Below are 18,691 nucleotides of genomic sequence, written 5' to 3' on the forward strand. Positions count from 1 at the left end.
TGGGGCGAATTATAGAGAGATTAAATCGGCCGTCAAGGGTTAATTCAGGAAACCCCGAATAAAAGAATAATGCGCAGTATATTGCTCATCTTTTAGCCTTTGCGCATCATAGGCCGCCCGTGCTTCTACTTACTATAAGGAACGCCCTCCCGCGATGAACAGCCAACCCCGCAGCCTGGCCGCCACTCTCTTCCCTATTGGCTTGCTGCTGATTGCTATGGCCTCGATCCAGTCCGGCGCCTCGCTGGCCAAGAGCATGTTCCCAATCGTGGGCGCGCAAGGCACCACCACCCTGCGACTGATCTTCGCCAGCATCATCATGTTGCTACTGTTGCGCCCATGGCGCGCCAAGCTCAGCACCCGCACCCTGCGCACTGTGATCATCTATGGCATGGCCCTGGGCGGAATGAACTTCCTCTTCTATATGTCACTGCGCACCGTGCCGCTGGGTATCGCCGTTGCCCTGGAGTTCACCGGGCCGCTGGCCGTTGCTCTGTACGCCTCACGACGGGCCGTGGATTTTCTCTGGATCGGCCTGGCGGTCATTGGTTTGCTGCTGTTGATTCCGATTGGCCAGACCAGCGCGGGCATTGACCTGGTTGGCGCCAGCTATGCCCTGGGCGCTGGCGTGTGCTGGGCACTGTACATTCTGTATGGGCAGAAGGCCGGGGCCGAGAACGGCATCCAGACCGCCGCCCTGGGAGTGATGATTGCCGCGCTGTTCGTCGCCCCCATCGGCATCGCTCACGCCGGTAGCGCGTTGCTTACCCCGGCGTTGCTGCCTATCGCGCTGGGCGTGGCGATACTTTCCACAGCCCTGCCCTACAGCCTGGAGATGGTTGCTCTCACGCGCATGCCTGCCCGCACCTTCGGTACCTTGATGAGTATCGAGCCTGCGTTCGGTGCACTTTCAGGCCTGCTGTTCCTGGGTGAGGTACTGACCGTAGCGCAATGGCTGGCTATCGCTGCAATCATCACGGCCTCTGTCGGTGCCACCCTGTCGCTGCGCAAGGAAAGCCCGGCCCTGGTTGCCGCTGACTGATTTGAGAAATATTTGCATTTAAATAGACACTGGTCATTGTGCCGGGCATCCACCATCTTTAAGCTGTAACGTAACGTCAACCTTAAAGATATCTAATTGACAAGACAGGGACGCGAAGAGGCATCAGGGACGAAGCACGGGAAATTAGACACGGGCGATAGACCCGGTACGCATTAAGGACAGGAATGAAACGAATTTTGCTCATCCTAGCCATTTTGACCATCGCGGGGTGTGCGGCGACAGCAAGCACCGAAGTCAAACGAGGCAAGAAAGGCCTGCATATCAATTGCTCCGGCCTGTCTTCATCCTGGGATAAATGCTACGCCAAGGCCGACGCCTCTTGCGGCAGCAAAGGCTACAAGGTGATTGCCCGCTCAGGTGACGGCGACGCCGAACCTGGTGACTACCCGTTTGGCCTCAATCCGGCCGGCTACACCAGTCGCAGCATGATCGTCATCTGCAAGTAACCTGATCCAATAACAAGGGCAGCCCGCAGGCTGCCCTTTTTGTTGGTGCGTGAGCTCTGAACTCAGATCGGCCCGGTTCGAACCTGCAGCCACTTCAAGGCCGCACCATCCAGCAAGGGTTCGAGGCGCTCACGAACCTGTGCGTGGTAATGATTGAGCCAGGCACGCTCCTCGGCGCTCAGCCGATCCGGCAGCAGGCAGCGGGTATCAATGGGGCACAGGGTCAGGGTTTCAAACTCCAGAAAATCACCGAACGCGCTTTTACCCACCTCACGGTTGAACACCAGGTTCTCGATACGTACGCCCCACTCGCCCGGGCGATAGGTACCCGGTTCGATCGAGGTGATCATCCCTGCTTGCATCGCCGTCTGTGGCGCCGCGGCCGCCTGATAGGCGATGACCTGCGGCCCTTCATGCACATTCATAAAATAGCCGACGCCATGCCCCGTGCCATGACCGTAATCGACCTGGTCAGCCCAGATCGGCGCCCGGGCAATGGCATCGAGCAGCGGTGATGGGATGCCCCGCGGAAAACGCGCCCGCGACAATGCAATGACGCCCTTGAGCACTCGGGTGCAATCCTGCTTCTGCTCAGTACTGGGCTCACCGATGGGGACCATGCGGGTAATGTCAGTAGTGCCACCAAGATACTGTCCGCCGGAATCGATCAGTAGCAGGCCATTGCCTTCGATACGCGCATGAGACGCTTCGGTTGCCCGGTAATGCGGCATGGCGCCATTGGCATTGAAGGCGGCGATGGTCGAGAAGCTCAGCGAGACGAACCCGGGACGACGCGCGCGCGCGGCGCTGAGCTGTTCATCCACCGTCAACTCTGTGAGCGGCTCTGCACGCGCCTGGGCCGCTTCAAACCAGGCGAAGAATTCGCACAGCGCCGCGCCGTCCTGCGCCATGACCTGGCGAATGTGCTCAAGGTCGACCTCGCTTTTCTGCGACTTCGACAACGTGGTCGGATTCAACCCTTCGATCAGGCGAACCCCAGGGGTGGTATTGGCCAACAAACCACTGGTAACCCGGGCCGGGTCGACCAACAGGCTTTCACCGGCGGGAATCGCGGCCAGCGCCTGAGTCACCTGCGCATAGTCGCGCAAGGTGATGCCATCGACTTCCAGCACATGACGCAAGTGCTCGTCGACCTTACTCAAGGCAACGAACAGGGTTGCCTGGTTCTGGCTGATCAAGGCGAAGGAGACGAACACCGGGTTATAGGAAACGTCACTGCCGCGCAGGTTGAACAACCACGCAATGTCGTCCAGGGTGGCGATGAAGTGCCAATCGGCAGCGCGTTCGCGCAGGGTCAGGCGCAGGTTGGCCAACTTCTCGGCACGGCTGATGCTGGCCTCGGGTGGCAAATGCTGATACACCGGGTTGCCGGGCAATGCCGGCCGGTCATCCCAGACCTCTGCCAGCAAGTCCTTCTCGGTCAGCAAGCGCACATTGCGAGCCTTGAGCCGCTCACCCAGCTGACGCGCCGATGCCAGCGCCATTACTGCGCCATCCACCGCTACCGCACCACCTTCCGGAGCCTGATCGGCCAACCATTCCAGTGGACCAGGTTTACCCGGCTGCAGTTTCACCAGCTCGATAGTGCTGCCCGCCAGCTCCTTCTCGGCTTGCTCCCAGTAACGGCTATCCGCCCACACACCGGCGAAATCAGCGGTAACGATCAGGGTACCGACCGAACCGTGGAAACCGGACAACCATTGCCTGGCCTGCCAGTACCCGGGCAGGTACTCGGAAAGATGCGGGTCAGCCGACGGCACCAGCAAGGCATCGACCCCCTCGCGCTGCATCACTTCACGAATACGTGCCAGACGCGTATTCACCGCTCCCTGCGTTGAAGACTGTGTGCTCATGCTGACTCCTGCTACCACGATATCCATTGTTGTTGGCGCAGATAATGGATCAGCCTTCAGCCATGGGCAACCGCCCAGAAGGGTTGCGAGTGTAACGAGGCCTTTATTGCCCGAACCGCCTCATCAATATCCTGCGCCTGGGTATAGCGCCCCAGGCTCAAGCGAATGGTCTGGCGCGCCGCTTGCGGGGCAAGCCCCAGCGCAAGCAGCACATGGGAAGCAGCATTGGCCGCCGAGTTGCAGGCGGAAGTCGAGGAGAATGCCAGGGATCGGGCCAATTGCGCGAAGTCGGGACACTCAGCGCTGAAGGTCAGGCTCAGGGTGTGGGCGATTCGCTGCCTGACACTGCCATTGAGCTGAACCCCCGGCACCGTCAATAGCTGTTCCAGCAAGCGTTGCTGCAGTTGGCGGATGCGTGCGGTTTCCTCAACGAAAAGCGCCCCGGCCACGGCAAAGGCCTCGCCCATGCCAACGATCTGATGGGTCGCCAGGGTGCCGGAGCGCAAGCCGCCCTCATGCCCGCCGCCATGGATCTGCGCCTGCAACAAGGGCCTGGCACGCTCGCCGACGTACAGGGCGCCAATGCCTTTGGGGCCATAGACCTTGTGTGCAGAAAAAGACATCAGGTCCACCTGCCAGCACGCCAGGTCGATCGGTAGCTTGCCCGCCCCCTGGGCAGCGTCAACATGCAGCAGCGCACCATGCTGGCGAACCACCTCGGCTAACGCGGGGATGTCGTTGACGGTCCCCAGTTCGTTGTTCACCAACATCAACGACACCAGGAAGGTGTCTTCGCGCAACGCGTTGCGCAGTGCTTGCGGGCTGATCAGGCCCTGGTCATCGGGCGTCAGCAAGGTCAGGGCGAACCCGTCCTGTTCCAGCTGACGCACCGTGTCGAGCACCGCCTTGTGTTCGATCTGACTGGTAATGATATGGCCACCCCGGCGCCCCTGGGCAAGGCCCTTGAGCGCCAGGTTGTTCGATTCGGTGGCCCCCGACGTCCAGATGATCTGCTCGGCTTGCGCGCCGACAAGCCCGGCAACCTGTGCCCGGGCACGCTCCACGGCCGCACGGGCGCTCTGCCCATAGCAGTGGGAGCTGGACGCCGGGTTGCCGAAAGTGCCGGAAACGCCCAGGCACTCGACCATTGCCTGGATGACTCGCTCGTCGACCGGTGTCGTGGCGGCGTAGTCGAAATACAGCGGAAGATTATTCATGACGGCAGGCTCTCGGGTTGTTGTCGCCGTGCAAAGCAGGCGCTTCCTAAATCCGTGTAGGTAAAGTGCGTTCCCATACTGCACCAGTCCTGGTTAGAACAATAAATTATTAATATTTATACTTATATAACAAATATCGGATCCGCTAATCACCGCTGCTGAACTTCTGCCGCTAAAGGACTTCACAATCAGTAGAGCCCCGCACAGGAGAAATCGCCATGCCACTGGGAAGTAAAGCCAACTACCCCGACAAGCAGTCTGGCGGCGGTAAGCGCGCCGGTGGCTCGCGCGCCAAAACCAGCGATGCCCTGCAGCACACCTCCTGAACCCCGCAGAGGACCTGCCCATGCTCCGCTCAACCGACCGCAAGCAAGGCGTAGTGCTGCTGGATACGCGTCAAACCACACCCGCGCACGAGCACAGCGTGCACCTGAAGCTCGCCGAACGGCTCGCGCAGCTATTTCACACCGAGGTGGTAACACCCGCACAGCCGCCCACGGCCAAGGAGAACTTCTACTACCTGCCCACCGAAACCTTGATTGGCCTTGCGCGCTATCGGGCGATGGGCATCAGTGCACCTACGGATCTGTATGGAGGCCTGGTCAGCCAGCCCTACATGGCCACCAAGGCGATCTCCCATCCGCTGCCCGCCGATGCACGCTTTCCGCTGGGCTGGACCGATGATTTTGCACGTCTGGCCAGCGACGCGCTGTTACGGGGCTATAGCGTATTCAGCCTGGACGATGCGATTCGGGCCGCCGAGCTGCTCTTGCGTGAAGGGCCCCTGCGCCTGAAACCGGTGCGCGCGACCGCGGGGCGCGGGCAAACGGTGGTCAACAACATGAAGGAGCTGGAACGCGCGCTGGCCAGCATGGATGCGCAGGAGATCGCCCTCTGGGGGCTGACCCTGGAAGAAAACCTGAGCGAGGTGCAAACCTTCAGTGTCGGTCAGGCGCTGGTCGCCGGCATCCTTTGCAGTTACTACGGTACCCAGCAGTTGACCCGCGACCACCAGGGTGCAGACATCTACGGTGGTTCCGACCTGGTACTGGTGCGCGGAGACTACGACGCCCTGCTGCAACTGGCGCTGGAGGATCACCTGCGCCTGGCCATCACCCAGGCCAGGACCTACGAACAGGCTGCATTGCAGGCCTTCCCCGGTTTTATCGCTTCACGGCGCAACTATGACGTCGCGCGCGGCCTGAACAGCCAGGGCAAGCTGCGCAGCGGCGTACTCGAACAATCCTGGCGCATCGGCGGTGCCAGCAGTGCCGAGGTTCTGGCGCTGCAGGCGTTTGCCGCCGACCCGGCATTGACACGGGTACGCGCCTCGACCCACGAAGCCTTTGACGCGCCTGAACTGCCCGCCGATGCCACCGTTTTTTATCAGGGGGACGACAGTGAAATCGGAAGCGTCTGCAAATACGCCCGGATCCGCGACTATGACCATCCATAGCGAACCGATTGAAATCCCGGTTGATGGTGAAAGTATTGCCGGGACCATCGTCAGCCCCGGCGCCAAGGTTCCCGGGATCCTTTTTGTGCACGGCTGGGGCGGCAGCCAGCAACGCGACCTGGCCAGGGCCAAGCAGATCACCGGGCTGGGTTGCGTGTGCATGACCTTTGACTTGCGTGGCCACGAGAAAACCGAAAGCCAGCGCCTGAGCGTTACCCGCGAGCAGAACCTGGCTGATCTGGTCGCCGCCTACGATCGGCTGGTCAGTCACCCGGCGGTCGATACCAGCGCCATCGCCCTGATCGGCAGCAGCTACGGGGGTTACCTGGCGACCCTGCTGACGGCATTGCGGCCGGTCAAATGGCTGGCGTTAAGGGTACCGGCGTTGTACTGGGACACTGAATGGGACGTGCCCAAGCAAGCGCTCAACCGTCAACGTCTTAGCGACTACCGTCAACGTGCTCTGGGCCCGGCTGACAACCGTGCACTGGGAGTCTGCGCCGAATTTGCCGGTGACGTGCTGCTGGTAGAGTCGGAACAAGACGATTTTGTGCCACACAGCACCTTGATGAGCTACCGCTCAGCGTTCGTCAGCGCCCATTCGCTGACCCACAGGATTGTCGATGGCGCCGATCACGCGCTCTCCAGCGACCGCAGCCAAAAGGCCTACAGCTCGATACTCAGCGCCTGGATCAGTGAGATGGTCATTGGCGCCCGCCTCGATCGCTACCCACACCATTCACCCTGGTATTCCTGACGCCATCGGCAGTTGGCAGTGCAGCCCATGTTCGGGGCCGCGGGCCAGGCTGCTGAGGGTATGGAAGGTATTGAAGTTGACACTCCTGGCCTGGTGCTGACGTATCAACTGCAAAAAAGGCTCCTGTTCGAAACTGCTGACAGCAGCTTCCCAAGCGGTTCGCGACTGCCATTGCAAGTATTGCAAGACCCTGCTGCCATCATCGCTGGCCTGGATACTGGCCGTTATCAGGCCGCTGTGTTGCTCGGCCAGGCGCTCGCTGCGCACCACCAGCGCCTGAGCCAGGGCGCGTTGGCGAGACGGCGCGACTTCGAACTCGATCATCTGGGTAAAACACAGGCTGTTGTCTGAAACCAGCATGGACATGCTCCCTCTGCCGTTGCACTTGCGGTGTGATGGCAGGCAGGGTAAAACCTCGAGTTAACTAGAGGTCAAGAGAAATTCCGCGATGCCCGATTCAGCCCCGAGCGCCCTCAGTGTCGGCCAATTGTCCGCGCGCAGTGGCGTTGCCGTGACGGCCCTGCACTTCTATGAAAGCAAGGGCTTGATTCACAGCACCCGTAGCGCCGGCAACCAACGGCGCTATCTACGCGAGACCCTGCGCCGCGTAGCGGTCATCAAGATGGCCCAGCGCCTGGGCATTCCCCTGGCAACCATTCATGCGGCACTACAAACGTTACCGGTGGGACGCGCACCCAGTGTGAAGGATTGGCAGCGGCTGTCGGAGCAATGGCGCCAGGACCTGACCCGGCGCATCGACACGCTGCTGGTGCTGCGGGACCAGCTCGACGGCTGTATTGGTTGCGGCTGCATGTCACTGCAAAGCTGCCCGTTGCGTAACTGTGACGATCAACTTGGCGAACAGGGCCCGGGCCCACAATTGCTCGAGCCTGGCCCCGAACGTAGCGACTAGTCGCCAGCCCCTGCCAAACGCAGCGCCAGCGCCTTGGCTTGCAAGGCGACATCGGTGACCGCCGTGCTCTCCCACCATAGGCCGCGCAAGGGTGGCCCCATGGCAAACAGGCGACGGCTCACCTGCCCTTCGGCATCGAGCACCGCCCCTCCTTCGTCGGCAGCGATCCCAAGGGCCAGAGGCCCTGGCTGGACCAGGCGGCGCTGCAGCAGGTTCTGCGGCAACGAGCGGGCAACCCGGCGCCAGTCGTATTCGATACCGGTGGAGTTGATCAACGCGGCAGCCGTTAGCCGTTCGACCAGCGCTTGCCCGCGAAAACGCAGCGTTACCACAGGCTGCCCGTCGACACCGATTTCGACTCCCTGCAGTGATGCCGCATGGATACGCAAACGCCCTTCTTCGACCAGGCGCGCCAGCAATGCCGCGCCCTGAGGCGGCGAACGATGATGATGGCTTTCCCACCAGGGTCGGACGTGGCGTACGAACTGGCGCTTGTGACGCTCGCTGGCCTGGCTCCAGAGCCTGGCGATATGCACACGCACGGTATCGAGCGGTGCCTGCCAGTCGATCCCCTGTTGTTGGGCGGTTCGGCATTGCCCGCGCAAGGCTCGTAACAATTGCAAGGGACTGCGCAGCGTCGGGTCAGTTGCCAGAAAATCTTCCCAGGCCGGCGGTTGCCGGCGTTCATGGGGCAAAAGGCCGTGGCGGGAGAACACCTCGATCAGCCCACGATGCCCGGCCGCCTGCAGCGACACTACGGCATCGACCATGGTCAAACCGGAACCGATGATGACCACCCGGCCATCGGCGTCAATCGACTGCATGGCCTGAATGTCCCAGGGATCGACCGCTGCGGTGTTCAATGCATTGTCGCTGAGCCGCGTGGTACGCGCCGCCGCAAACATGCCGGTGGCCAGCACAGCCCTGGTTGCGCGCAAGGTGCGCCCGTCGGCCAGACTGACGCTGACGCCCTGCTCGCCCACTGTCAGGTCAAGCGCTTCGGCCTGCACATGCTCAAGTTTCGAGCCCTGTTGTGAACCGATCGCCTCAGCTTCGGCCAGGCGCTGGCGCGCATAGACGCCAAACAGCCCGCGCGGCGCAAACAGCTCAGCCACGGGTACCTGCTGCTCGGCTGACTCCGGCCAACCGCCCGCTGCAATAAAGTGGCCGAGCCAGGCGGTCAGGTCATCGGCGTTGTCCGGATCGACACTCATGCGCGCGGCATTGCCATTGAGCGTGTGGCCCAGGTGTGTGGCGCTGTAGGCTTCACCACGGCCCAGCTCGCGGCGCGGCTCGACGATCAATACGCGGCGTTGCCCCGGTTGACGCAATAACTGGGCAGCCAGCATGGCGCCACTCAAGCCACCGCCGATGATCAGGACATCGCTCGCCAGGTTTTCTCGTTGCGCGCTCATCGGCTTCTCCGTCTTGTTTGCGCGCAATAATAAGCAGCAAAACACCCATTGCGCAGCCGGCCCCGTACCAAAGTAGGATCAGCCTCCAGGCGCACAGAGGCGTCGCCGGTAATCGCTGGGGGCAAACCCGGTGACTTTGAAGAACACTTTGCGAAAGGCGCCCGGATCCTGATAACCGACGCCCCAGGCGATCTGGTCGATGGATCGGTTGGTGAACTCGAGCATTCGGCAAGCCCGCCCCACCCGCACCTGCTGGCAGTACTCGGTTGGCTTGAGGCCGGTAGCACTGCGAAAGCGACGCAGGAAGGTGCGCGGCTCAAGGCCGGCACAATCAGCCATGGTCGCCAGCGACACGTCGCGCGCGCCGCTGCCTTGCAACCAGTGCTGGACCTTGAGCACCGCCTCGTCGCCGTGATCCAGCCGTGGGCTGAAAACACTGCCGGGGCGCTGCTCGCCGCTGACCCGCTGCACCGCAAGAAAACGCGCGGTTTGCGCAGCCAGGGTCTCACCCAGGTAACGCTCTACCAGCTTGAGGCCCAGGTCGGTCCAGGCCATCAAGCCGGCCGAGGTAATAATGTCGCCATCATCAAGCAGCGGCAGGTTGGCTTCTACCTGAACCCGGGGAAAACGCTCGGCCAGTGATTGGGCAAAATTCCAGTGAGTGGTCGCCGGGCGCCCATCGAGCAAGCCGCTGGCGGCGATGAAGAACACCCCGACGCAGACCGACACCAGCAACGCACCATCGCCATGCCATTGACGCAGACTGCCACGGTAGCGCGCGAGCAATTCCGGCGACGGGGCCTGGGTCAGGCTCGGCGGAATGACCATCGCGCGAAGTTGATGAGCAATGCCCGGATGGGTGTCGAATGAAACCTGCAACTGTTGATCAGCGCCCTCGCTCCAATGGCTTACGCGCAACACCGGCCGGTCCAGCGCTCCCAGTTCATGGCACAGGCGATTGGCCACGGCAAACAGGTCGGTCAGGCCATGGACCGCAGCCAGCTGCGCACCGGGATACATCAGCACGCCAATTTCCAGAGTGTCCCGCGCTGTCGCCATTGTCAGTTTTTCCCGCCATTTTGTCGTTCGCGCCAATCCGCAAGCGCATCGCTCAAGCCTATAACTATCGCCACACCACAACCACTCTCGACACGAGGCTTTTACGATGAGCAAACAGGCACTGATCGTCATCGACATCCAGAACGATTACTTCCCCGGCGGCAAATGGACCCTGGATGGCGCCGATGCTGCGGCCGACAATGCCGCCAGCATCCTTGAAGCCGCCCGTGCCCGCGGCGATCTGGTCGTGCACGTGCGCCACGAGTTCGAGTCCAGCGATGCACCGTTCTTCACCCCGGGCTCCGAAGGCGCGCAGATTCACCCCAAGGCGGCCAACCGCGCCGGTGAGCCGGTGGTACTCAAGCACAAGGTCAATGCATTTTTGGGTACCGAGCTCAAGCACCTGCTCGATGACGGGCAAATCAGCAACGTCACGGTGATCGGCAGCATGAGCCACATGTGCATCGATGCCGTCAGCCGCGCGGCTGCCGATTACGGCTATGGCGTCACGGTGGTTCACGATGCCTGCGCTACCCGCGCCCTGGAGTTCAACGGTGTCACGGTTCCGGCAGCCCATGTACATGCCGCTTACATGGCATCACTGGCCTTCGCTTACGCCCAGGTGATCTCCACCGAGGACTATCTGACCGGCGCCAACCACTAACTGCGCCGACCCGCTGCGTGCTCAGATCACCACATTGCGCACAAAGCGGGTCGCCACTTCACCGTCATTTCTATAGGCATAGCGGCGGTTGCTGGCAAAAGTGAAGAACTCACCGGCATTGAGCAGGTGTTGTTGCCCCTCTACCTGCAAGGTCAGGCAACCTTCGAACACGAACAACTGCTCGCTCCAGCCATCGGCATCGGGCTCGCAGGGGTAGACCTCGCCAGGCTCCAGGCGCCACTCCCAGAGTTCAACTTCACGGCTGGCAGCGGAGCTGGCCAGCAACACGGCCTTGCTGCCGGGATGCACGCCGGTCCAGGCCAGTTCGTTGATCCGGCTCGGGTCGCGGTTGTCTGGCGCTTTGATTAAGTCACTGAAGGCGACTTGCAGGGCTTGGGCGATCAGATCCAGCGTGGTCAGGCTGACATTTTTCTCGCCGGCCTCGATAGCCACCAGCATGCGGCGGCTGACGCCGGACTTTTGCGCCAGGGTGCTCTGGCTCATTTCGCCAGCATGACGCAGGCGACGAATGTTCTGGCTGACGTGCTGAAGCACCGAAGCGCGTTGACTGGAATCTTTGTGCACTATATTGCTCATCAATAGGGGTTGCGCAGTATACTGCCCACTTTCGCCGCAATTGTGCGTCGACCCTTTCCCGTGTGCAAGGCCATGACCCCAACGAACGCTGCTGAACGCCCTTCCGTTTCCTTCCGGCTGAGCAAGGCCGAACTGGTGCTGGTGTTTATCACCATGCTCTGGGGCGGCACCTTCTTGCTGGTACACAACGTGATGACGGTCAGCGGACCGATGTTTTTCGTCGGCCTGCGCTTTGCCGCCGCCGCCTTGTTCGTCGGCCTGGTCTCAGCCCGTACGTTGCCCGGCCTGACCGCCACCGAACTCAAGGCCGGGGTGTTGATCGGCGTGTCGATCATGCTCGGCTACGGCCTGCAGACCGTGGGCCTGCAAACCATCAGCAGCAGCCAGTCGGCGTTCATCACCGCCCTTTACGTGCCCTTCGTGCCCTTGCTGCAATGGCTGGTGCTGGGCCGCCGCCCCGGCCTGATGCCGAGCCTGGGCATTGGCCTGGCATTTGCCGGCCTGATGCTGCTGGCGGGCCCCGGCGGCGGTTCGCTGCAGTTCAGCCCCGGCGAAATCGCCACCCTGGTCAGTGCCGTGGCCATCGCCGCGGAAATCATTCTGATCAGCCGTTATGCCGGCCAGGTCGATGTCCGCCGGGTGACCGTGGTGCAGCTGGCCACCGCGTCGGCGCTGTCGTTCATGCTGGTGGTACCGACCCAGGAACGCCTGCCGGACTTCTCCTGGCTGTTGCTGCTCAGCGCCGTGGGCCTGGGCGCGATGAGCGCGGTGATCCAGGTGGCGATGAACTGGGCACAGCAATCGGTTTCGCCGACCCGCGCCACCCTGATCTACGCCGGTGAGCCGGTATGGGCCGGCATCGTCGGACGCATCGCCGGCGAACGCCTGCCGGGCGTGGCCTTGCTCGGTGGTGTGCTGATTGTCGTCGCCGTGGTGGTCAGCGAACTGAAGTTTCGTCGCCGTGGCGAAGAGCAGTCCCTGGCGGTTGACGCCGAAGAACCTGAAGCGGGTCTCTGATCGGCAAATGCAGGCTATCCTTTGAAAAAAACTGTTATAAAAAAAAGGATTGATACAGCGCTCTTGTAGGATTCTGCGACAGCTTGCGGGTTGGTGATCGACCGGTCGCCACGTATGATCCCTTACAAACTCCTGCAGATTAGAAATCTATGTCCTTGATAGTGCTACTGCTTCTGCCGTTTATCGGCAGCTGCCTGGCGGCTGTCTTGCCGCACAACGCACGCAACAGCGAATCGCTGCTGGCCGGACTGGTCGCCCTGGTGGGCACTGTCCAGGTCGCTTTGATGTACCCGCAGATCGCCCATGGCGGTGTGATCCGAGAAGAATTCCTGTGGCTGCCGAGCCTGGGCCTGAACCTGGTCCTGCGCATGGACGGCTTCGCCTGGCTGTTCTCTTTACTGGTGCTGGGCATCGGTACCCTGGTGTCGCTGTACGCACGCTACTACATGTCCCCGCAAGACCCGGTGCCACGCTTCTTTGCCTTCTTCCTGGCGTTCATGGGTGCCATGCTCGGCCTGGTGATCTCCGGCAACCTGATCCAGATCGTGTTCTTCTGGGAACTGACCAGCCTGTTCTCGTTCCTGCTGATCGGCTACTGGCACCATCGCGCCGACGCCCGGCGCGGTGCCTACATGGCCCTGATGGTTACCGGTGCGGGCGGGCTATGCCTGCTGGCGGGGGTATTGCTGCTCGGCCATGTGGTCGGCAGCTACGACCTGGACAAGGTCCTCGCTGCCGGCGAGCAGATTCGCCACCATACCCTGTATCCCGTCCTGTTGCCCCTGATCCTGCTTGGCGCGTTGAGCAAAAGCGCGCAGTTTCCATTCCACTTCTGGCTGCCCCATGCCATGGCGGCGCCCACGCCGGTCTCGGCCTACCTGCACTCGGCGACCATGGTCAAGGCCGGGGTGTTTCTGCTGGCGCGGCTGTGGCCGGCGCTCTCCGGCACCGAAGAGTGGTTCTGGATCGTCAGCGGTGCCGGTGCCGCCACCCTGGTGCTCGGCGCCTTCACGGCAATGTTCCAGAACGACCTCAAGGGCCTGCTGGCCTATTCAACCATCAGCCACCTGGGCCTGATCACCCTGCTGCTGGGCCTGAACAGCCCGTTGGCGGCGGTCGCAGCGGTCTTTCATATCCTCAACCACGCCACCTTCAAGGCGTCGCTGTTCATGGCCGCGGGGATCATCGACCACGAAAGCGGTACCCGTGACATTCGCCGCCTCAGCGGCCTGTTCCGGCTGATCCCCTTCACCGCGACCCTGGCCATGGTGGCCAGCGCCTCGATGGCCGGGGTGCCGCTGTTGAACGGCTTCCTGTCCAAGGAGATGTTCTTCGCCGAAACCGTGTTCATCAGCGCCACGGCCTGGGTCGAAGCGGCCCTGCCGGTAATCGCCACCCTCGCCGGTACCTTCAGCGTCGCCTATGCCTTGCGCTTTACCGTCGATGTCTTCTTCGGCCCGCCGGCCACCGACCTGCCGCACACACCCCACGAGCCGCCGCGCTGGATGCGCGCGCCGGTCGAGTTGCTGGTGATGACCTGCTTGCTGGTGGGGATCTTCCCGGCCCAGTCGGTCGGCCCGCTGCTGGCCGCCGCAGCGCTGCCGGTGGTTGGCGGTACCCTGCCCGAATACAGCCTGGCCATCTGGCACGGCTGGAATGCCCCGCTGATCATGAGCCTGATCGCCATGAGCGGCGGCATCGTGCTCTACCTGCTGCTGCGCAATCAGCTCAAGCTCGGGCGCTTCCCGTCACCACCGCTGATCGAGCGATTCAATGGCAAGCGCCTGTTCGAACACGGCCAGGTGCTGATCATGCGAGCCGCTCGCCGCTTCGAACGGGTGTTCACCACCCGGCGCCTGCAGAAGCAGCTGTTCATGCTGGTGCTGATCGCCCTGTTGGCCGGCCTGCTGCCGATGTTGCACAGCGGCCTGAGCTGGGGCGACCGGCCGAAGATTCCCGGTTCCGGGGTGTTCGTCATGCTCTGGCTGATCGCCATCGCCTGCGCCCTGGGCGCCGCCTGGCAGGCCAAGTATCATCGTCTGGCGGCCCTGACCATGGTCAGTGTCTGCGGTTTGATGACCTGCATTACCTTCGTCTGGTTCTCGGCACCGGACCTGGCCCTGACCCAACTGGTGGTCGAAGTGGTTACCACGGTGCTGATCTTGCTCGGCCTGCGCTGGCTGCCTCGGCGAATCGAAGGCGTCTCGCCGCTGCCGGGGACCCAGGAACGTGCACGGCTGCGCCGTCTGCGCGACCTGCTGCTGGCAATCGGCGTGGGAGGCGGCATGGCATTGCTGTCCTACGCCATGCTGACCCGCCCGACCCCCAACGACATCTCCTCGTTCTACCTGAGCCGGGCCATGCCCGAGGGCGGCGGCAGCAACGTGGTCAACGTCATGCTGGTGGACTTCCGCGGTTTCGATACCCTGGGCGAGATCACCGTACTGGTGGCCGTGGCTCTGGCGGTGTTCGCCCTGCTGCGACGCTTCCGCCCGCCCAAGGAAAGCATGCAGTTGCCGGCCCAGCAGCGCCTGCTGGCACCGGACGTGGTCACCGACCTGGTCAACCCGCGCCACGCGGCCGACACCGCGCTGGGCTTCATGATGGTGCCGGCGGCGCTGGTGCGCCTGCTGCTGCCGATCGCCCTGGTGGTATCGATGTACCTGTTCATGCGCGGCCACAACCAGCCAGGTGGCGGCTTCGTTGCCGGCCTGGTGATGTCGGTGGCGTTCATTCTTCAGTACATGGTGGCCGGGACCCAGTGGGTCGAGGCGCAGATGAGCTTGCGGCCGCTGCGCTGGATGGGCACTGGCCTGCTGTGCGCCACCCTGACCGGCGTCGGGGCGATGTTGCTGGGCTACCCGTTCCTGACCACTCACACCGCGCACCTGCACTTGCCACTGCTGGGTGACACCCACCTGGCCAGTGCGCTGTTCTTCGATATCGGCGTGTTCACCGTGGTGGTCGGTTCGACCCTGCTGATCCTCACCGCGCTGGCTCACCAGTCGGTGCGCGGTCATCGCCCGGGCAGCCAACAGAAACCCACTCAAGCAGGAGCCGCCTGATGGAAGAAGTCATTGCAATCGCCATCGGTGTGCTCGCCGCCTCCGGGGTCTGGCTGATCCTGCGGCCACGGACCTTCCAGGTGGTGATGGGCCTGTGCCTGCTGTCGTACGGGGTCAACCTGTTCATCTTCAGCATGGGCAGCCTGTTCATCGGCAAGGAGCCGATCATCAAGGACGGTGTGCCCCAGGACCTGCTCAACTACACCGACCCGCTGCCCCAGGCCCTGGTGCTCACCGCGATCGTCATCAGCTTCGCCATGACCGCGCTGTTCCTGGTGGTGCTGCTGGCCTCCCGCGGCCTGACCGGGACCGACCACGTCGATGGCCGGGAGCCTAACGAATGAGTGCGATGAACCAACTGATCGTCGCGCCCATCCTGCTGCCGCTGCTGACTGCGGCGCTGATGTTGCTGCTCGGGGAAAAACGCCGGCCGCTCAAGGCCCGTATCAACCTGATCTCCAGCCTGCTCGGTTTGGGCATCGCCATCACCCTGCTGCTGTGGGTGCAGGGCCAGGGGCAAGCCAGCTCGATTGGCGTGTACCTGCCCGGCAACTGGCCGGCGCCATTCGGCATCGTGCTGGTGGTCGACCGCCTTTCGGCCCTGATGCTGGTGCTGACCGGCATCGTCGGGGTCAGCGCCCTGGTGTTCGCCATGGCCCGCTGGGATCGCGCCGGCGCCAGCTTCCACGCCTTGTTCCAGATTCAACTGATGGGACTGTACGGGGCGTTCCTCACTGCCGACCTGTTCAACCTGTTCGTGTTTTTCGAGGTCCTGCTGGCGGCGTCCTACGGTCTGATCCTGCACGGTTCGGGTCGTGCCCGGGTCAAGGCCGGGCTGCATTACATCGCCATCAACCTCCTGGCTTCATCGCTGTTCCTGATTGGCGCGGCGATGCTCTACGGTGTCACCGGTACCCTGAACATGGCCGACCTGGCACTGAAGATCCCGCTGGTGCCGGAGGCTGATCGCGGCCTGTTGCACGCCGGCGCGGCGATCCTGGCCACGGCGTTCCTGGCCAAGGCCGGGATCTGGCCGCTGAACTTCTGGCTGGTGCCGGCTTATTCGTCAGCCAGCGCGCCAGTGGCTGCGTTGTTCGCGATCATGACCAAGGTCGGTTTCTACACCGTACTGCGTCTATGGACGCTGCTGTTCTCCGGCCAGGCTGGTGCTTCGGCGTTCTTTGGCGGCGACTGGCTGATCTATGGCGGCCTGGCCACCCTGGGTTGCGCGGCGGTGTCGATACTCGCGGCACAGCGCCTGGAGCGCATGGCCAGCCTGAGCATCCTGGTCTCGGCCGGCACCCTGCTGGCGGCTATCGGCTTCGGCCAGGCGACCCTGACGGCAGCAGCGTTGTTCTACCTGGTCAGCTCGACCCTGGCGCTGTGTGCGCTATTGCTGCTGGCCGAACTGATCGAGCGTTCGCGCTCGGCCAACGAAATCCCCCTGGACGATGAAGGTGACGGCCTGCCCTCCTGCGTAGAATCGCTGCACCCGCCCAAAGGCATCAACCTCGATGACGAACAGAAGGCAGTGATCGGCCAGGTGATCCCCTGGACCATGGCGTTCCTGGGCCTGAGCTTCATCGCCTGCGCCCTGCTGATCATCGGCATGCCGCCGCTGTCGGGCTTTATCGGCAAACTCAGCCTGATCAGTGCGCTATTCAATCCCCAAGGCTTGGGTGTCTCGCCAGAGCAACCACTGAGCATCGCCGGCTGGATGCTGGTGGCATTGCTGGTGCTCTCTGGCATGGCCTCGCTGATCGCCCTGACCCGCGTCGGCATCCAGCGTTTCTGGACCCCCCAGGAGCGCCCGTCGCCATTGCTGCGCCGTTATGAGTGCATCCCCATCGTGGTGCTCCTGGGCCTGTGCGTGCTGCTCAGCCTGCACGCCGAACCATTGCTGCGCTACACCCAGGACACTGCGGCCGGCCTGCAGGACCCTGAGCAATACGTCAGCGCCGTACTCAGTACCCGACCAGTGCCCGGGCCCACCACCCTGGCGGCCAGTAGCGAGGTGCAGCCATGAAGCGTGTGTTCCCTGCCCCGTTGCTGTCCCTGTCGCTGTGGCTGCTGTGGCTGGTCCTGAACCTGTCGATCAGCCCCGGCAATCTGCTGCTGGGTGCCTTGCTGGGCATCGTCGCGCCGCTGCTGATGGCGCCACTGCGGCCACTGCCGGTACGCATACGTCATCCAGGCACCATCGCGCGCCTGATCCTGCGGGTTGGCGTCGATGTGCTGGTGTCCAACCTGCAGGTCGCCCGCGGCGTCTGGTCAGCCAAGCGCCGGCCACCACGCTCGCGGTTCGTGCATATTCCCCTGGACCTGCGCGACGCCCACGGCCTGGCGGCGTTATCGATGATCACCACGGTGATCCCCGGGACCATCTGGTCGGAGCTGGCCCTGGACCGCAGCATCCTCTTGCTGCACGTGTTCGACCTGGACGACGAGACCCGCTTCATTGAGCACTTCAAACACACCTATGAACGCCCGCTGATGGAGATTTTCGAATGACTGGCCTGCTTGCCAATGCCATTCTCGCCAGCCTGTTCATCTTCGCCCTGGCCATGGCCCTGACCCTGGTGCGGCTGTTTCGCGGCCCCTCGGCCCAGGACCGGGTACTGGCGCTGGATTACCTGTACATCCTGGCCATGCTGATGATGCTGGTGCTGGGCATCCGCTACGCCAGCGACACCTACTTCGAGGGTGCGCTGCTGATCGCGCTGTTCGGCTTTGTCGGCTCCTTCGCCCTGGCCAAGTTCCTCCTGCGTGGCGAGGTGATCGAATGATCAATGCCAATGAACTGCCGTTTTGGGTAGAGATGCTGGTCGCCGCGTTGTTGTTGCTGAGCAGCCTGTTCGCCCTGAGCGGTGCCGTCGGCCTGATTCGCCTGAAAGACTTCTTTCAGCGCATGCACCCACCGGCGCTGGCATCGACCCTGGGCGCCTGGTGCGTGGCCCTGGCCTCGATCCTGTACTTCTCGATGCTCAAGGAGTCGCCGGTGCTGCATGCCTGGCTGATCCCGATCCTGCTGTCGATCACCGTGCCGGTCACCACGCTGCTGCTGGCCCGCGCCGCATTGTTTCGCAAACGCATGTCCGGCGATGACGTACCTGAAGAGGTCAGCAGTGGCCGCGAGCGGGGCAACTAG

19 protein-coding genes are annotated in these 18,691 nt (G+C 62.8%); 13 read left to right on the plus strand and 6 right to left on the minus strand.

All coding sequences use genetic code 11. The annotated features are described in order from the left end of the window. The first annotated feature begins 154 nt into the window (after positions 1-154). The gene (gene rhtA / locus UW3_RS0118385) at positions 155-1,042 is read left to right on the plus strand and encodes a threonine/homoserine exporter RhtA (protein ID WP_010224281.1); all 888 of its coding nucleotides are present in this window, start codon (positions 155-157) and stop codon (positions 1,040-1,042) included. A 185-nt stretch (positions 1,043-1,227) separates the two neighbouring features. After that, positions 1,228-1,509 carry a hypothetical protein gene (locus UW3_RS0118390; RefSeq protein ID WP_010224282.1) on the plus strand — a complete coding sequence of 94 codons (282 nt, stop codon included), beginning with the start codon at positions 1,228-1,230 and terminating at the stop codon, positions 1,507-1,509. Between the two features lie 62 nt (positions 1,510-1,571). On the opposite strand, the gene UW3_RS0118395 is transcribed toward UW3_RS0118390, so the two are convergent. Next, on the minus strand, positions 1,572-3,383 hold the full coding sequence (locus tag UW3_RS0118395) for an aminopeptidase P family protein (RefSeq protein WP_010224283.1): 1,812 nt from the start codon (positions 3,381-3,383) through the stop codon (positions 1,572-1,574). A gap of 56 nt (positions 3,384-3,439) precedes the next feature. Beyond that, a complete protein-coding gene (locus UW3_RS0118400; protein WP_010224284.1) occupies positions 3,440-4,600 on the minus strand; it encodes an aminotransferase class V-fold PLP-dependent enzyme in 1,161 nt (386 codons plus the stop codon). A 346-nt stretch (positions 4,601-4,946) separates the two neighbouring features. On the opposite strand from UW3_RS0118400, the gene UW3_RS0118410 reads away from it, so the two are divergent. Both UW3_RS0118410 and UW3_RS0118415 read left to right on the plus strand, forming a co-directional pair. After that, the gene (locus tag UW3_RS0118410) at positions 4,947-6,056 is read left to right on the plus strand and encodes a DUF3182 family protein (protein ID WP_010224285.1); all 1,110 of its coding nucleotides are present in this window, start codon (positions 4,947-4,949) and stop codon (positions 6,054-6,056) included. After that, positions 6,043-6,813 (plus strand): alpha/beta hydrolase family protein, encoded by a 771-nt coding sequence (locus UW3_RS0118415; RefSeq protein ID WP_010224286.1) that lies wholly within the window; start codon positions 6,043-6,045, stop codon positions 6,811-6,813. Before UW3_RS0118410 ends, UW3_RS0118415 begins: the two co-directional genes overlap by 14 nt. Here the strand turns inward: UW3_RS0118415 and UW3_RS0118420 are convergent. Beyond that, positions 6,796-7,173 carry an antibiotic biosynthesis monooxygenase gene (locus UW3_RS0118420; protein ID WP_010224287.1) on the minus strand — a complete coding sequence of 126 codons (378 nt, stop codon included), beginning with the start codon at positions 7,171-7,173 and terminating at the stop codon, positions 6,796-6,798. The two genes, UW3_RS0118415 and UW3_RS0118420, sit on opposite strands and share 18 nt — an antisense overlap. 88 nt (positions 7,174-7,261) lie before the next feature. Between UW3_RS0118420 and soxR the strand changes: the two genes are divergently transcribed. Beyond that, positions 7,262-7,726: a redox-sensitive transcriptional activator SoxR gene (soxR, locus tag UW3_RS0118425; protein ID WP_010224288.1), complete on the plus strand. Its 465-nt coding sequence runs from the start codon at positions 7,262-7,264 to the stop codon at positions 7,724-7,726. Here soxR and UW3_RS0118430 read toward each other — a convergent pair. Then, complete coding sequence (locus tag UW3_RS0118430; protein WP_010224289.1) at positions 7,723-9,141, minus strand: FAD/NAD(P)-binding protein; 1,419 nt, start codon at positions 9,139-9,141, stop codon at positions 7,723-7,725. The genes soxR and UW3_RS0118430 overlap by 4 nt on opposite strands. Positions 9,142-9,219: 78 nt before the next feature. Continuing rightward, on the minus strand, positions 9,220-10,200 hold the full coding sequence (locus tag UW3_RS0118435) for a GlxA family transcriptional regulator (protein ID WP_010224290.1): 981 nt from the start codon (positions 10,198-10,200) through the stop codon (positions 9,220-9,222). 106 nt (positions 10,201-10,306) lie between these two features. Here UW3_RS0118435 and UW3_RS0118440 point away from each other — a divergent pair, with 106 nt between their 5' ends. Further along, positions 10,307-10,864, plus strand: coding sequence for a cysteine hydrolase family protein (locus UW3_RS0118440; protein ID WP_010224292.1), 558 nt, complete (start codon positions 10,307-10,309; stop codon positions 10,862-10,864). 21 nt (positions 10,865-10,885) lie between these two features. Here the strand turns inward: UW3_RS0118440 and UW3_RS0118445 are convergent, their stop codons facing one another. Beyond that, positions 10,886-11,449, minus strand: a complete 564-nt coding sequence (locus UW3_RS0118445) for a helix-turn-helix domain-containing protein (RefSeq protein WP_010224293.1) — start codon at positions 11,447-11,449, stop codon at positions 10,886-10,888. A gap of 84 nt (positions 11,450-11,533) precedes the next feature. On the opposite strand from UW3_RS0118445, the gene UW3_RS0118450 reads away from it, so the two are divergent. The 7 genes from UW3_RS0118450 to UW3_RS0118480 all read left to right on the plus strand — a co-directional run bounded on the left by UW3_RS0118450 (position 11,534) and on the right by UW3_RS0118480 (position 18,691). Beyond that, a complete protein-coding gene (locus tag UW3_RS0118450) occupies positions 11,534-12,478 on the plus strand; it encodes a DMT family transporter (protein ID WP_010224294.1) in 945 nt (314 codons plus the stop codon). 149 nt (positions 12,479-12,627) lie between these two features. Continuing rightward, complete coding sequence (locus UW3_RS0118455) at positions 12,628-15,543, plus strand: monovalent cation/H+ antiporter subunit A (RefSeq protein ID WP_010224295.1); 2,916 nt, start codon at positions 12,628-12,630, stop codon at positions 15,541-15,543. Next, positions 15,543-15,887, plus strand: a complete 345-nt coding sequence (locus UW3_RS0118460) for a Na+/H+ antiporter subunit C (protein WP_010224297.1) — start codon at positions 15,543-15,545, stop codon at positions 15,885-15,887. The genes UW3_RS0118455 and UW3_RS0118460 overlap by 1 nt, the downstream gene beginning before the upstream one ends. Then, entirely contained in the window at positions 15,884-17,569 is a 1,686-nt protein-coding gene (locus tag UW3_RS0118465; protein WP_010224299.1) for a monovalent cation/H+ antiporter subunit D, read from the plus strand. The genes UW3_RS0118460 and UW3_RS0118465 overlap by 4 nt, the downstream gene beginning before the upstream one ends. Continuing rightward, positions 17,566-18,054, plus strand: a complete 489-nt coding sequence (locus tag UW3_RS0118470) for a Na+/H+ antiporter subunit E (RefSeq protein WP_010224302.1) — start codon at positions 17,566-17,568, stop codon at positions 18,052-18,054. Before UW3_RS0118465 ends, UW3_RS0118470 begins: the two co-directional genes overlap by 4 nt. Next, positions 18,051-18,329: a K+/H+ antiporter subunit F gene (locus UW3_RS0118475; protein ID WP_010224304.1), complete on the plus strand. Its 279-nt coding sequence runs from the start codon at positions 18,051-18,053 to the stop codon at positions 18,327-18,329. Before UW3_RS0118470 ends, UW3_RS0118475 begins: the two co-directional genes overlap by 4 nt. Further along, positions 18,326-18,691, plus strand: a complete 366-nt coding sequence (locus UW3_RS0118480) for a Na+/H+ antiporter subunit G (RefSeq protein WP_010224306.1) — start codon at positions 18,326-18,328, stop codon at positions 18,689-18,691. Before UW3_RS0118475 ends, UW3_RS0118480 begins: the two co-directional genes overlap by 4 nt.

Source organism: Pseudomonas donghuensis, from assembly GCF_000259195.1.
GTDB lineage: Bacteria > Pseudomonadota > Gammaproteobacteria > Pseudomonadales > Pseudomonadaceae > Aquipseudomonas > Aquipseudomonas donghuensis.